The organism is Bordetella genomosp. 5, from assembly GCF_002261315.1.
Lineage (GTDB): Bacteria > Pseudomonadota > Gammaproteobacteria > Burkholderiales > Burkholderiaceae_B > Bordetella.
The window spans coordinates 345,365-358,576 of the sequence record NZ_NEVP01000001.1; the positions used below are offsets into that span (position 1 = coordinate 345,365).

The 13,212-nt window shown below is 67.8% G+C and carries 11 protein-coding genes and 2 tRNA genes; 2 read left to right on the forward strand and 11 right to left on the reverse strand.

Features of this window, described 5'->3' with window-relative positions:
* Positions 1-5: 5 nt before the first annotated feature.
* From CAL25_RS01565 to CAL25_RS01595, 7 genes are all read right to left on the reverse strand, one after another.
* A complete protein-coding gene (locus tag CAL25_RS01565) occupies positions 6-1,733 on the reverse strand; it encodes a dipeptide ABC transporter ATP-binding protein (protein ID WP_094798184.1) in 1,728 nt (575 codons plus the stop codon).
* 19 nt (positions 1,734-1,752) lie between these two features.
* Complete coding sequence (locus CAL25_RS01570) at positions 1,753-2,697, reverse strand: ABC transporter permease (RefSeq protein ID WP_094798185.1); 945 nt, start codon at positions 2,695-2,697, stop codon at positions 1,753-1,755.
* 9 nt (positions 2,698-2,706) lie between these two features.
* Positions 2,707-3,678: an ABC transporter permease gene (locus CAL25_RS01575; RefSeq protein WP_094798186.1), complete on the reverse strand. Its 972-nt coding sequence runs from the start codon at positions 3,676-3,678 to the stop codon at positions 2,707-2,709.
* 71 nt (positions 3,679-3,749) lie between these two features.
* The gene (locus CAL25_RS01580; protein ID WP_094798187.1) at positions 3,750-5,357 is read right to left on the reverse strand and encodes an ABC transporter substrate-binding protein; all 1,608 of its coding nucleotides are present in this window, start codon (positions 5,355-5,357) and stop codon (positions 3,750-3,752) included.
* 347 nt (positions 5,358-5,704) lie between these two features.
* Positions 5,705-7,207, reverse strand: coding sequence for a GTPase/DUF3482 domain-containing protein (locus CAL25_RS01585; RefSeq protein WP_094798188.1), 1,503 nt, complete (start codon positions 7,205-7,207; stop codon positions 5,705-5,707).
* Positions 7,200-8,654: a DUF2868 domain-containing protein gene (locus CAL25_RS01590; RefSeq protein WP_094798189.1), complete on the reverse strand. Its 1,455-nt coding sequence runs from the start codon at positions 8,652-8,654 to the stop codon at positions 7,200-7,202. Before CAL25_RS01590 ends, CAL25_RS01585 begins: the two co-directional genes overlap by 8 nt.
* Positions 8,644-9,012 (reverse strand): YkvA family protein, encoded by a 369-nt coding sequence (locus CAL25_RS01595; RefSeq protein ID WP_094798190.1) that lies wholly within the window; start codon positions 9,010-9,012, stop codon positions 8,644-8,646. The genes CAL25_RS01590 and CAL25_RS01595 overlap by 11 nt, the downstream gene beginning before the upstream one ends.
* 232 nt (positions 9,013-9,244) lie before the next feature.
* Between CAL25_RS01595 and CAL25_RS01600 the strand changes: the two genes are divergently transcribed.
* Positions 9,245-10,195 (forward strand): hypothetical protein, encoded by a 951-nt coding sequence (locus CAL25_RS01600; protein ID WP_094798191.1) that lies wholly within the window; start codon positions 9,245-9,247, stop codon positions 10,193-10,195.
* Positions 10,196-10,225: 30 nt separating this feature from the next.
* On the opposite strand, the gene CAL25_RS01605 is transcribed toward CAL25_RS01600, so the two are convergent.
* Positions 10,226-11,011 carry an AraC family transcriptional regulator gene (locus CAL25_RS01605; protein WP_283162754.1) on the reverse strand — a complete coding sequence of 262 codons (786 nt, stop codon included), beginning with the start codon at positions 11,009-11,011 and terminating at the stop codon, positions 10,226-10,228.
* 266 nt (positions 11,012-11,277) lie between these two features.
* Between CAL25_RS01605 and CAL25_RS01610 the strand changes: the two genes are divergently transcribed.
* Entirely contained in the window at positions 11,278-12,171 is an 894-nt protein-coding gene (locus tag CAL25_RS01610; protein WP_094798193.1) for a DMT family transporter, read from the forward strand.
* Between the two features lie 161 nt (positions 12,172-12,332).
* On the opposite strand, the gene CAL25_RS01615 is transcribed toward CAL25_RS01610, so the two are convergent.
* From CAL25_RS01615 to CAL25_RS01625, 3 genes are all read right to left on the reverse strand, one after another.
* Positions 12,333-12,408, reverse strand: a tRNA-Asn gene (locus tag CAL25_RS01615).
* 202 nt (positions 12,409-12,610) lie between these two features.
* Positions 12,611-12,686, reverse strand: a tRNA-Thr gene (locus CAL25_RS01620).
* An 81-nt stretch (positions 12,687-12,767) separates the two neighbouring features.
* Positions 12,768-13,211, reverse strand: coding sequence for a ClpXP protease specificity-enhancing factor (locus CAL25_RS01625; protein WP_094798194.1), 444 nt, complete (start codon positions 13,209-13,211; stop codon positions 12,768-12,770).
* Between the last annotated feature and the right edge of the window lies 1 nt (position 13,212).

The following is a 13,212-nucleotide window of genomic DNA, read 5'->3' on the forward strand; positions in this document are numbered from 1 at the left end:
CGCGCTCAAGCCTCGACTTCGAGCCCGGCCTGCGACATCGCCTGCAGTTTAGGCATCAGGCCCAGCAGGTGCTGGCTGTAGGGGTGCCGGGGGGACTCGAACAGGGTCTCGGTGTCGGCCACCTCGAGCAGCTCGCCATGCCGCATCACGCCGACGCGATCGCACATCTGGCGGATCACGGGCAGGTCATGGCTGATGAACAGCATGGTGAGGCTCAGCTGCTCCTGCAGGTCTTTCAGCAGATTCAGGATCTGCGCCTGGATCGAGACATCGAGCGCCGAGGTCGGCTCGTCGCAGATCAGAAAGCGGGGGCGCGTGGCGAGTGCGCGTGCGATGCAGATGCGCTGGCGCTGCCCGCCCGAGAATTCATGCGGATAGCGCAGCGCCGCCTGCGCGCCCAGGCCCACGACGTCGAGCAGATCGGCCACGATGCGGCGCGCCTCGTCTTCGCTGGCGGCCAGGCGGTGAAAGCGGATCGGCTCCGCCACGATGTCGAGCACGCGCATGCGCGGATTCAATGACGAATACGGATCCTGGAACACCATCTGGATCTGGCGCCGGAACGCGTTGAGCTTGCGCTCGTCTTTCAGGCCGGTGAGCTCGGTGCCGGCGAAGCGCACCACGCCCGAGGTGGGCGTGTAGAGGCCGCTGATGAGGCGCGCGACCGTGGACTTGCCCGAGCCCGATTCGCCGACGAGGCCAAAGACTTCGCCTTCGCCGATATCGAGGTCGAGCTGTTTGACGGCGTCGAGGGTACGCCGGTTGCGCGGCAGCAGCGCGGGCCTGAGCACGAAGCGCATGCCGAGCTGCCGCACTTGTACCAGGGGCCCGTCGTGCTGCTGACCGAAGTCGCGGCGCTGTCCGAGCCAGTGGGTCGCGAGATCGAGCTCGACGCGCGCATGGCGCACGTCTTCGATGTAGGTCACCAGCGGAAAGCGCCGCAGTTTCACGTCGGGCCGGGGCACGGCCGAGATCAGGCTGCGGGTGTAGGGATGGTCGGGGTCGCCCAGGATCTTGCGTGTGGGCCCCTGCTCGACCAGCTTGCCGCGATACAGCACCGCCACGCGATCGGTGATGTCGGCAATCACCCCCATATCGTGCGTGATGATGATCATGCCGACCTGCTTCTCTTTGCAGAGCTTGCGCAGCAGCGCCAGGATCTGCGCCTGAATCGACACGTCGAGCGCCGTGGTGGGCTCGTCGGCGATGATCACCTCCGGCTCGCAGCACAAGGCCAGCGCGATCACCACGCGCTGGCGCATGCCTCCCGAAAACTGGTGGGGATACTGCTTCACGCGCAGCTCGGGCTGATCGATACCCACCTGGATCAGCAGCTCGACGGCGCGGGCGCGCGCCTGCTCCACGGTGAGGTCCAGATGCACCCGCATGGTTTCGACGAGCTGGCTCTCCACCGTCTGCAGGGGGTCGAGCGAGGTCAGCGGGTCCTGGAAGATCATGCCGATCCGCCGGCCCCGCACCTTGCGTTGCTCGGCGGGCTTGAGCGTGTCGATGCGCTGGCCGTCGAGGTTGACCTCGCCGCCCGTCACGCGGCCGGGCGCTTCGAGCAGGCCGATCACGGCATTGCCGATGGTGGATTTGCCGGCACCCGATTCGCCCACGATGCCGAGGATCTCGCCCTTTTCGAGCGAGAGCGAGACGTCGTCGATCGCCACCAGCGTGCCGCGGCGGCTCGGGAACTCGATGCGGATATGGTCGATGTCGAGCAAGGCCATGTGTTGTTCCTGAGGCGCCCTAGCGCAGCTTGGGGTTGAGCGCGTCGCGCAGCCAGTCGCCCAGCAGATTGACCGACAGCACCAGCATCACGAGCGCGATGCCGGGGAAGATCGAGATCCACCACATGCCGGAGAAGAGATAGCTGTTGCCGATGCGGATCAGCGTACCGAGCGACGGCGCCGTCGGCGGAACCCCCACGCCCAGGAACGAGAGCGTGGCCTCGGTGATGATGGCGACAGCGAGATGGATGGTGGCGATCACCAGCACCGGTCCCATGACGTTGGGCAGGATGTGCCGGCGCAGGATGGTGAACGGGCGGATGCCGATCAGGCGGGCGGCCTGGACATATTCTTTGTTGCGCTCGACCAGCGTCGAGCCGCGCACCGTGCGTGCGTACTGCACCCAACCCGAAATGCCGATGGCGAACACCAGCACGTAAATGGCGAGATCGTTGTGCATGTCGCGCGGCAGCAGACCGCGGGCCACGCCGTCGATCAGCAGCGCGACCAGGATGGCCGGGAACGACAGCTGCACGTCGGCCACGCGCATGATGAAACTATCGACGCGCCCGCCCGCGTAGCCGCTGATGAGGCCGAGCGTGACGCCCAGCACCATCGAGAACAGCACCGAGGCGAAACCCACCAGCAGCGACACGCGCGAGCCGTAGAGGATGGCCGACAGCACGTCGCGCCCCTGGTCGTCGGTACCGAGCAGGAAGCTCGCGCTGCCCTCTTCGGCCCAGGCGGGCGGTGTGTTGGCGTCCATGATGTTGAGCGACGCGAGATCGAACGGATTGTGCGGCGCCACGAGCGGCGCGCACACGGCGCCCAGCACGATCAACAGGGTGATGGCCGCCGAGATGATCGCGCTGGGTGATTGCTTGAAGCTGTGCCAGACGTCGCTGTCGGCGGCACGGGTCAGCCAGGCGCTCAGCCGCGACGGTGCGGCGATGGGTGTGGTCATGGCCTGTCCTTATTTGCTTTGCACGCGCAGGCGCGGATCGACGACGAAATACAGCAGATCGACGATGAGATTGATCACCACGAAGAAGAAGGCGATCAACACCAGATAGGCCGCCATGACGGGGATGTCGACCATGCTGATGGCCTGAATGAAGAGCAGGCCCATGCCCGGCCACTGGAACACCGTTTCGGTGATGATCGCGAACGCGATGATGGAGCCCAGCTGCAAGCCGGTGATGGTGATCACCGGCACCATGGTGTTCTTCAGCGCGTGGCGCACGTTGATGAGGCGTTCGGGCAGGCCGCGCGCGCGGGCGAACTTGATGAAGTCGGTGCGCAGCACCTCCAGCATCTCGGCCCGCACGAGCCGCATGATGAGCGTCATCTGGAACAGGGCGAGCGTGATGGCGGGCAGGATCAGCGCGGCGAGCCCGGAGGTCGTGAGCAGGCCGGTCGTCCAGCCACCGATCGATAGCACGTCGCCGCGGCCGAAGCTCGGCAGCCAGCGCAGTTGGACGCTGAACACAAGGATCAACAGAATGCCGATCAGGAAGGTCGGCAGCGAAATGCCGGCCAGCGACAGGGCCATGAAGGCCTTGGACAGCACGCCGTGGCGGCGCAGCGCGGTGTAGATGCCCATCGGAATGCCGAAGGCGAGCGCCATGACGGCCGACACGAAGGAGAGCTCGAGCGTCGCGGGCAGCCGCTCTTCGATCAGATCCGATACCGGCCGTCGATGGCGATACGAGATGCCGAAGTCGCCCTGCGCGGCATTGGCGACGAAGCGCGCGTATTGCACGACGAACGGATCGTTCAGGCCGAGTTGCTCGCGCAGCTCGGCGCGCTGCGCATCGGTGGTGTCCTGGCCCACCATGCTGGCGACCGGATCCCCGACATAGCGGAACATCGAAAAGGCGATCAACGCGACCGCCAGCATGACCAACAGCGACTGAAACAGGCGCCGCGCAATGAAACCTAGCATCTATGGGGCCCTGAAAGTTGGAACGACCACCGCCGTGGCCGGCGCGCAGGCGCGCCAGCCACGGAACGGCGTCAAGGCATCACCACGCTGCGCAGATCCAGCACGTCGTCGGGCCGCTGGATCAGCTGGATGCCGTCCTTGACGCCCCACGACATCGGCTGCTGGTGCAGCGGCAGGTAGCCCCAGTCCTTGCGGACGAGTTCGAAGGCTTCCTTGATCATGGCATTGCGCTTGGCCTGGTCGGTTTCGGTGCCGACCTTGGTCGTGAGCTCGTCGACCTGCTTGTTGCAGTAGCCGCCGAGGTTGAACTGCCCTGCCGCGGTCTTGGAATCGCGGCAGGCGGCCAGGTTGAGCAACGCGTTGTGCGCATCGATCGAGCTCGGCGTCCAGCCCAGCATGTACATGCTGGTCTGGTTGCCGGCCTGCAGCAGGATCTTGCCGAAGTACTTGGACTTGGTCTGCGCCAACAGGTTGATCTTGATCCCCACGCGCGCCAGCATGCCGGCAACGGCCTGGCACACCTTTTCGTCGTTCACGTAGCGATCGTTCGGGCAATCGAGCGTCACGGTGAAGCCCTTGGGATAGCCGGCATCGGCAAGCAGCTTCTTGGCGCGTTCGACGTCGGGCTTGAACGGGGTGCCGTAGGAGTCGTCGTAGCCGTTGATGGCGGTGGCCACCAGCGAGCCCAGCGGCTTGGCCGCGCCGCGCATGATCTTGTCGTTGATCGCCTTGGTGTCCACGGCAAGCACGACGGCCTCACGCACGCGCACATCCTTGAACGGGTTCTTGCCCTTCACGTCGGAGAAGAGCAGTTCGTCGCGGGATTGGTCCATGCCGATGAAGATGGCACGGGCCTCGGGCGCGGTCAGCGGCTTCACGCCGGGCGCGTCATCGAGGCGCTTCCAGTCCTGCACCGGCACCGGCTGCACGATGTCCATCTCGCCGGAGATCAGCGCGGCCACGCGGGTGGCTTCCTGCGTGATCGGCTGGAACACGACCTCGGTGACATTGCTCTTGATGTTTTTGTTCCAGTACCCGTCGTAGCGCTTGAGCACGGTCTTCACGTCGGGCTGGCGCTCGGTCAGCATGAACGGGCCGGTGCCGTTGGCGTGCAGGTTGGCGTAGTTGCCCTGGTTGTCGCCCTTGACGTTGGTGGCTTCGGTGGTCTTGTTTTTCTCGGCCCAGGCCTTGCTCATGATGTAGAGGAAGGTCCACTCGCGCGGCAGGATCGGATTGGGGGTGGGCGTGATCACCTCGATCGTGTGGTCGTCGACCTTGCGGATCTCGGAGGCCTTGGCGCCGTAGCCCTTCATGTCGGAGCCCGGCGTGAGGCTGCGCTTCCAGGAGAAGATCACATCGTCGGCGGTGAAGGGCGAGCCGTCGTGGAACGTGACGCCCTTGCGCAGCTTGAACACCCACTTGGTGGGCTCCGGATTTTCCCAGCTCTCGGCCAGCAGCGGCACCAGCTTGAGGTTGCCGTCGTAGCCCGCCAGCGTTTCGTAGATGTTGCCCTGGAAGCCGAGCGTGAACGTCTCGTTCAGTGCCATCGGATCCATCGAGGTGGCATCGCCCTGGTATGACCAGCGCAGCGTCTTGGCCTCGGCCGTGAATGCCACGCCCGCGCAGGCGCACAGGGCCACGGCGAGCGCCGTCTGCTTCAGATTGAGTTTGATACGCATAGCCCTTGAACTCCATGGCGCCGCGGTCTGCGGCTGAATTGAAAGACAGGCCCCGGCGGCGCGACGGCGCGGCCGGGCAAGGCGTACAGCTAGGGAGCAGGAAAGAAAAGGCGGGGGACGGGCAGCCAGGCGCCGGGCACGCCGGGGCTGGCGTCGCACGGGAAGACGCTCGCGGCGAGGCGAGCGGCGCGCCGCGTAAGGGCGTGCATGAATGATGCGCTGGACTTCGACAACACGATAGACCAACCCCTTGAGACGCGAAGGATCCGTTGTCCTTCGGTATGTAGGCGCATCTTATCGATGCGCTCGTTTAAGCGTCAATCGTTTTGGATTGGGGTTATCACGGGTTAGCGGGACGACGTGCCGCGTGCTTCATCCTGCATGAGCAGGCCGGCCAGCGCGGCGACGCATTGCTTGCGCCGTTCGTCATCGTCATGCCCCTGCGCCAACGCCGACCACTCGGGGCGGCTGCGCGCTTCTTTGAGCGGCGCGGGCAAGGGTGCGCGGCGCCAGTCGTCGTCGGTGGTGGTGGCCTCGCCCGCCGTGTGGGCCTGCAATTGCAGCGGCGCACGCGCCGCGTGGCCACGGCGTTCGAGCGCCGCGATGAGCTGGCGCGCGCGCAGCGCGAGCAGACGCAGCACGGGATCGTCGACGCTGAGTTCGCGGTAGCCGCGCACCTTGCCTGCCAGGCGCCGGCCATAGCGTTCGACGCCTTGCCACAGGCCGCCCGCGGCCGCGCCGATCAGGGTGCCGGTGCCCAGGCTCAGGCCGGCCGACAGCAGATCGACCGCTGCACCCGCCATGGCGCCGGCGGCCGCGCCCATGCTGACCTGCACGCCCATGCTTTTGAGCGCTTGCGGATGAAAGAGATCCAGCCCGAAGCGTTCGCCGCTGAGCGGGAGTTCGTCGGCGTGGTAATCGTCGGCGCGGAAGTTATAGAGCGCGAGCAGTGCCGTCACGCAGGCCTGCTCGCGTTCGCGCACGCGGTCGCGCAGTTGCGCGGCGGTGGCGGCCAGGGTGGCGTCGTCGTTGGCGCTCGTGAGGTGCAACGCGGCCACGTCCACCAGCAGTTCAGCGGCAAGCCGATACGCCGTGTCGCGCCGTGCCTGGCGGCCTTGCGCGAGTTGTTCGGCCAGGCGTTGCAGCATCGGCCCGTGCCGATCCAGCAGGACCACGAGCCGCGCGTAGAGCTGCTGCTCGCCGTCGAGCGCGGGTGCCACGGTATCGAACTCGAGCACCGCATGCAGGCCCAGCCGCGCCATCGCATCGCGCCAGGCCTGTGCTCGATGTGCCGGCGCGTTGACGAAGTTCAGCACCGGCAGCAGCGGGCGGCCACAGGCGGCCAGCAGCGCGAGTTCGTCGCGATGCTTGGCCAGCACCGGGTCGCGCGCATCGATCACGTACAGCGCGGCGTCGCAGTCGAGCAGCTTGGCCAACACCCGGGCCTCTTGTTCGAAGCGGCGATGCGCTTCGGGCGAAGCCAGAAAGCGCCGGATCCGCGCCGGGCCATCGAGCCGCTCGCGGGTGGCCTGCTCGGACGCCGTCGACGGATCCTGCGTGGCGTGAGCCGCGCCGTCGTCCTGCGCTGTCGGGCGCGTCGATCCGGGTGCGGGCGCGGCAAGCTGCTCCACATACTCGAGCAACGCGATGCTGTCTTCCATGCCGGGCGTGTCGAACCACTCGAGCGCGCCACCTCCGGTCACGCTGAGGCGCGCGCCCTCGACATGCCGGGTCGTGCCGGGCTGGTCGGCGACCTCGCCGAATCGGGGGTCGCGCGTGAGCGTACGCAGCAGGGAGGTCTTGCCGGTGTTGGTGTGGCCGACCACGGCGATACGCAGGGTGTCAGTCATGGCCCGTCTCCAGCCAGCGGATCGCGGCCTCGGTGTGCTGATGCAATGCCTGTTCCGGCAGCCCGGCCGCGTCGAGGCGCTCCTGCCATTGCCGGCGCCGCGTCTGCAACAGCTCCCGCGCTTCGTCGGTGGCGGGCGAGACCAGCAGGACGCGGGTCTGGCCGGCGTGCGCCGAGAGCGCGGCGATCAGCGCAAGCGTGCCTCGGTCGGGCGTCTGCCGGACATCGCAGGCCAGCAGCAGCCGCGGCGCTGGCGTTGTGGCCAGCGCGTCGAGGAGCGCATTGCGCTGCTCACGGTCATCGAGCATGCCGGCATCGTAATGCGCGGCATCGTTGGCGCTTGCGAGCGCGGGAGGCCAGGCGATGTCGTCCGGCAGCTCGAGCGCCGCGAGCACCGGGCGCTGGCCCAGGTCGGGCAGGCTTTGCCGCACGGTGACGCGAGGCGAATGCAGGGGATCCGCCGGGCGATCGATGCCGGTGTGCTGCGCCGGCGGCTCCAGCCGGTCGCGCAGGGCCGCGTAGCCGGGCAGATCCGGGTCGATGCGCAGCAGCGCCGCGCGGCGCAGGCACATGCCCAGGCAGAGCGCGGCGGCGAGCAGGCGCGGCAGCACGCCATAGCAGACCACCATGCCGATCAGCCAGATGGACCATTGCGTCTGCGCGATCGCGGGCAAGGCGGTGGTGCCGTCGCTCGCGGCCACGAACGCCGGGTCGGGCAAGGCGAAGCCCAGGGCCGCCGGAAACCAGCCGAGCAGCGCCGTGAGCTGCACGAAGGCCTGCGGATCGAGCAAGGTGGTGGCCCAGACGAAGCGATAGCTCTGCGTCGACAGGATCGTGAGCAGCGTGGCGAGCGCGGCCAGCATGGCGGCCAGCCACAGCAGATGGCTCACGGCGCCGAACAGCCACCGCAGCACGCCCGCGCGGCCGAGCAGGTTGAGCAGCGCCTGGGGAATCAAGGCGGCATCCGGACCGCGCGCGACGCGGCGCGTGGCCCACATCCAGATCCGGCCCAGGCCGGTCGCGCCCTTGGGCAAGGGCAGCAGCATGCCGACCAGCCACAGCAGGAACATGATGCCGTGCAGGCCCAGCAGGGCGCCCAGCGCCCACAGCACGTTGACCGGGCGGCTACCGTCGCCGAGCGCGCCGGCAGCGGTGGCTGCGCCTGCGCCCAGCACGAGCAATGTCAGCACCAGAAATGCGAGCGACGCCGATTGGCGCCAGCGGGCCAGCAGCGTGTCCAGCCCTTCCCGGCGGCCCAGCAGCGCGGCGCGCGTCAGGATCCGGTCGGACAGCGTGGGCGCCTTGCGCGCCACCCGCACGGCGCTGGCGTCTTCGAGCGGGCCCCAGTGTTCTTCGCGCAGCCGGATGGCTTCGGCCAGCCAATAGTGGCCGAGGGTCGGGCGCGTGGTGCGATCGGAGGCGGCGGGCGCCGCGGCGTCAGCCGGCACGATGGTCGGATTCCGCCGGACCGAACCATGCCGCGAGGCGCTCGCGGGCCTGTTGCTTGACGCTGTCGTCGATGGTGAAGGCCACGGTGGCGAGCGCCGCCGTCATCACGCTCAGATCGTCGGTGTAACCAATGAGCGGCGCGAGATCGGGAATCGCGTCCAGCGGCAGAATGAAGTAGCCGAGCGCGCCATAGATCACGCGGCGTGCCCACTTGGGCGTGGCGGGGTTCTGCAGCGCGTAGTAGAGCCACAGGGATTTTTCGAGTGCCTGCCGGCCCGCCTTGGTGGCGTGACCGCCCAGCTTGCGCCAGAAGCGCTGCTCGGAATAGGCGTTTTCGTAGCTTGCGTCCAGTGCCATGTCGTCTCCCGGTGAGATAAGAGGTCGCGTCCACGCGGCGCGCCGGGGGATATTCCATTGTAGGGCAAGGCCCGGTCCCGATCGGCACGGATACGCGTCGGCGCGGCGGCGATCGCGGCGTGCCGCCGGCGCGCGTCCGGTGGCGTCCGTATAAGATTCCGGGTCATCCGACCTGGCCCGGGCCCTTCCGGCCGGACCGCTTTCTCACCCCATACGAGACTCGCCCATCACAATGACCGTTACCGTCGACCGCGGTTCCCAGGATCTGCCTCGCGCGCTCGCGTTTGCCTGTGCGCTTGCGAGCGTGTTGTTCATCGGGCTGAACAATACGGTGTACCTGCGTCATGCGCTGCCGCCCGTCGACACGGTGCGTGCGCTGGCCTCCGCGCCGGGGTCGATCGTGCTGTCGGCGATCATCGTGTGGTGGACGGCGCATCGCTGGCTGGCCGCGCGCGGCTATCCCCCCATCGCCGCGGCCGTGGCGCTGCCCGTGTTCCTGGTCTTTCAGGTGCTCGCGATCATTCTGATGGCGTTGGCGGCGACGTTCGTGTTTTACACGGTCGATGCGGTGACGGCGATGTTGCGCGTGGTAGCGCTGCAGGGCGCGCTATCCCAGGTCGGTTGGTTCATCGTGATCTCCAAGCTGCAGGACTTGCTGCTGACGTGTGGGCTCGGCTGGCTGGCCACGCGAGCCACCCTCTTCCTGAGCGTGCGGCGCGCCGCGGTGCGCGCCCCGCTGCCCTGGAGACTGGATCGCGGCACGATCATCGCCGTGGCCGTGGGCACGCTGTACTTCTGGGAGACCTTCCTGGACGCGATGAACTTCGCCAACCTCGGCCTGCTCGATCAGACGCTGGCCGCCGCGATCCTCGACATGGTCGTGCAGCCGCTCATCTCCGCAGGCGTTGCCGCGCTCATCCTGCGCAAGCTGGTGCCGTTTGCCACGCGCGGCCTGACGGTGGGCAGCGCCTTCGGTCTGGGCAGTGCGATCGCGTGGCTGCTGTCAGGCAGCCTGGTGCTGCTGTTGGCGGCCGCGCTCTGGCTGTTGCCGGTCGGAGGTTCGTTGCAGGTGATCGGGCTGGTCCTGGCCAATCCGTGGCCGATGACGATCGTCTATGCGGCGTTGATGGGGCTGGCGACGCTGGGGCTGGGCATTCTGTTTCTCAAGCCCCGGCGGGCCTGACGCGGGCCGCCCGGCGTCGCGCCGGGTCGTTCAGCCGGTGGTTTTCAGACGCCGATACTGGCCGGGCGTGACGCCCAGGCTCAGCCGAAACGCGCGGCTCAAGTGGCTGGCGTTGCCGAATCCGGCCGACTGAGCCACGCTTTCGAGGTCGCCCGCGCGGCCGGTTTCGAGCAGCTCGCGCGCCCGCGCGAGCCGGCGCTGATGCACCCAGGCATGAGGCGTGGTGCCGAACGACACCGCGAACATGCGAGCAAAGTGATAGGTCGAGAGCGCGGCGATACCGGCCAGTTGATCGAGCGTGAGCGGCTCGGCCAGGTGTGCTTCGATGTGATCGCGTACCCGACGCCGCACGGCGGGCGCGAGGCCGCCTCGCAACGGGGCTGCGGCGCGGGCGGTATGGGGCAGCAGCTGATGCAGCACGTCTTCGGCGGCGCTGCTTGCGGCGAGCCGATCGGCCGGCGCATCCCAATGGCGGGTCAGCAAGGTGGCGCAGGCCTGCGCCAGCTCCGGCGCATCGATGTAGGTGCGGTCGCGCAGCTCGAGCGTGCGGGGATCGCGATCCAGCCGCAGCACGGCCTCGCTCGCGAGCCGCTCCGGCGCGATGTACAGATGCAGAAAGTGCACCTGGTCGTTCATGTTCCACAAGGAATAGTGCTCGGAGGGCAGCACGCAGAACTTGCCCGCGCCGCCGAAGCCGGGTCCGCCCACCCGAAACGACTTGTCGCCGCCTTGCAGATAGAGCGACACGGTGTGGTGCCCCGGCGCATCGTAGGCGATGACCTCATGGCCGTCGCGGCCCCAGATCGCCGCGGCCAGTCCCGCGCCCAGGTCGGTGGCACGGACGAGCCGGGCTCCCGTGCGCTGGGCCAGGGTGCCGAAAACCTTGAAATGGGACAGGCTCTGAGCCGGACTGCCGTTCATGATGGCCCTATGCTAGCCCGGCCGACCGCGCTGCGCGCGTGGACGCCGCCGGTCTGGCCGAAAAAGCGCAAGATTCGGCATTTCCGGGCCGGTGCTCAGGCGCAGACTCCCGTCTTCCGCGGCCGATGCCGTGACCCCGTCCGCCCCTCGCGCTCCTCGCCATGAACGCCTCGCTCTATCTCCTCACCGTCCTCATCTGGGGCACGACCTGGATCGCCATCAAGCTGCAGCTGGGGGAGGTCGCGATCCCCGTCTCGGTGTTCTATCGCTTCGCGCTCGCCGGCCTGTTGCTGTGGGGCGCCCTGGTCGTGATGGGCAAGCTGCAGCGGCTCGACCGCCGCGGCCATCTGCTGTGTCTCGGCCAGGGGCTGTGCCTCTTCTGCCTGAACTTCCTGTGTTTCTACACCGCGACCCAATGGATCCCGAGCGGACTGATCTCCGTGGTGTTTTCGGCGGCGACGATCTGGAACGCGATCAATGCGCGGATCTGGTTCGGTACGCCGATCTCGTCGCGCGTGGTGCTGGGCGGCGTCTTCGGTCTGGCGGGCCTGCTGCTGCTCTTCTGGCCCGAGCTCGCCACCCGCGAGGCCAGCCACGAAACCTGGCTGGGCCTGGGCCTCGCGCTGCTCGGCACGCTGTGTTTCTCGACCGGCAATATGTTGTCGAGCGCGCAACAGCGCATCGGCATCCGGCCGCTGACCGGCAACGCCTACGGCATGCTCTACGGATCGGCGCTGCTGCTGGCGGGCTGCGTGGCGAGCGGCCAGTCGTTCGCCTTCGACACCTCGCTGACCTACGTGGGCGCCCTGCTGTATCTCGCCGTCATCGGTTCGGTGGTGGGCTTTACGGCGTATCTCACGCTGGTGGGCCGCATGGGGCCGGCGCGCGCGGCCTACTGCACCGTGCTGTTCCCGGTGGTGGCACTGACCATCTCGAGCTTCGTCGAAGGCTATCAATGGACCGCCACCAGCCTGTGCGGCCTCGCCCTGGTCATGGGCGGCAATGTGCTCGTGTTCGCCCGCCTGCCGCGCCGGCGCGCGGCCCAGGCGGCCTGACATCGCGCCGCACACCGACACGCCGGATGCATGGCGACGCCAGGTGCGGATCTGATGCATGGCGCTGTGTCTGAGCGCGCGCCACGGACACCGCCAGGCGTGCGTCCGCGCGCCAAAGCAAAAAGCCCGGACGCTTGCGCGACCGGGCTTTTCTTGAATCTTGGCTCCCCGAGCTGGGCTCGAACCAGCGACCTGCGGATTAACAGTCCGTCGCTCTACCGACTGAGCTATCGGGGAACAGGTAGAGGGCCGCAATTATGCACGATTTTTTGACTTTGTGCAGAAGTGCCCACCAGCCGGCTTCGCCGACCGCGGAATCGCCTGGGCGCTGCGCCACGGCCGCGGGATTTCAGGCGTAGTCGGGGCGCGCGCATTCGAATCGGGATGGCTTGGGAGTGAGGTGCGCCGCGGAGGGCGGGCTGGCCGGGCGGCTGGAGAGTGGTGCCGGTGAAAGGAATCGAACCCTCGACCTTCTCATTACAAGTGAGCTGCTCTACCAACTGAGCTACACCGGCACGCGCGCTGCCGCCGGGAGGGGCGGCGCGAAGGGACTGTATTGTACGTAAAGATGCGCGAGCCTTGCGGCTCGCGCGGTCTTATTTGACGATGGTGAGGTGCGGGCGCTTGCCTTCGCCGCCCTCGTCGCCGTCGGCGGCGGGGGGCGCGACCGCGGGGGCCGCGGGTTCGGCGTCGGGCGTCTCGCCCTCTTCGCGCACCGGCGGCTCGTAGGGCTGCACTTCGAAGCCCATGCCGGCGCCGGTTTCGCGCGCGTAGATCGCGCTCACCGATGCCACCGGGACCAGCACGTTTTCGGTCACGCCGCTGAAGCGGGCCTGGAATTCGATGAATTCATTGCCCAGCAGCAGCTTGTTGGTCGCCAGCGTGCCGACATTGAGCGTGATCTGACCGTCGTGCACGTGGGCCATCGGCACCAGCGTGTGTTCGTCGACCTGCACGGTGATGTACGGCGTGTAGCCGTTGTCGGTGCACCACTCGTGCAGGGCGCGGATCAGATACGGTTTGGTCGAGGTCTCGCCCATG

What these genes read in the sequence shown, in the direction of transcription:
- CAL25_RS01565 (WP_094798184.1), bottom strand. Translation starts at nt 1,733, where the DNA reads ATGGCCTTGCTCGACATCGACCATATCCGCATCGAGTTCCCGAGCCGC.
- CAL25_RS01570 (WP_094798185.1), bottom strand. Translation starts at nt 2,697, where the DNA reads ATGACCACACCCATCGCCGCACCGTCGCGGCTGAGCGCCTGGCTGACC.
- CAL25_RS01575 (WP_094798186.1), bottom strand. Translation starts at nt 3,678, where the DNA reads ATGCTAGGTTTCATTGCGCGGCGCCTGTTTCAGTCGCTGTTGGTCATG.
- CAL25_RS01580 (WP_094798187.1), bottom strand. Translation starts at nt 5,357, where the DNA reads ATGCGTATCAAACTCAATCTGAAGCAGACGGCGCTCGCCGTGGCCCTG.
- CAL25_RS01585 (WP_094798188.1), bottom strand. Translation starts at nt 7,207, where the DNA reads ATGACTGACACCCTGCGTATCGCCGTGGTCGGCCACACCAACACCGGC.
- CAL25_RS01595 (WP_094798190.1), bottom strand. Translation starts at nt 9,012, where the DNA reads ATGGCACTGGACGCAAGCTACGAAAACGCCTATTCCGAGCAGCGCTTC.
- CAL25_RS01600 (WP_094798191.1), top strand. Translation starts at nt 9,245, where the DNA reads ATGACCGTTACCGTCGACCGCGGTTCCCAGGATCTGCCTCGCGCGCTC.
- CAL25_RS01610 (WP_094798193.1), top strand. Translation starts at nt 11,278, where the DNA reads ATGAACGCCTCGCTCTATCTCCTCACCGTCCTCATCTGGGGCACGACC.
- CAL25_RS01625 (WP_094798194.1), bottom strand. Translation starts at nt 13,211, where the DNA reads ATGGGCGAGACCTCGACCAAACCGTATCTGATCCGCGCCCTGCACGAG.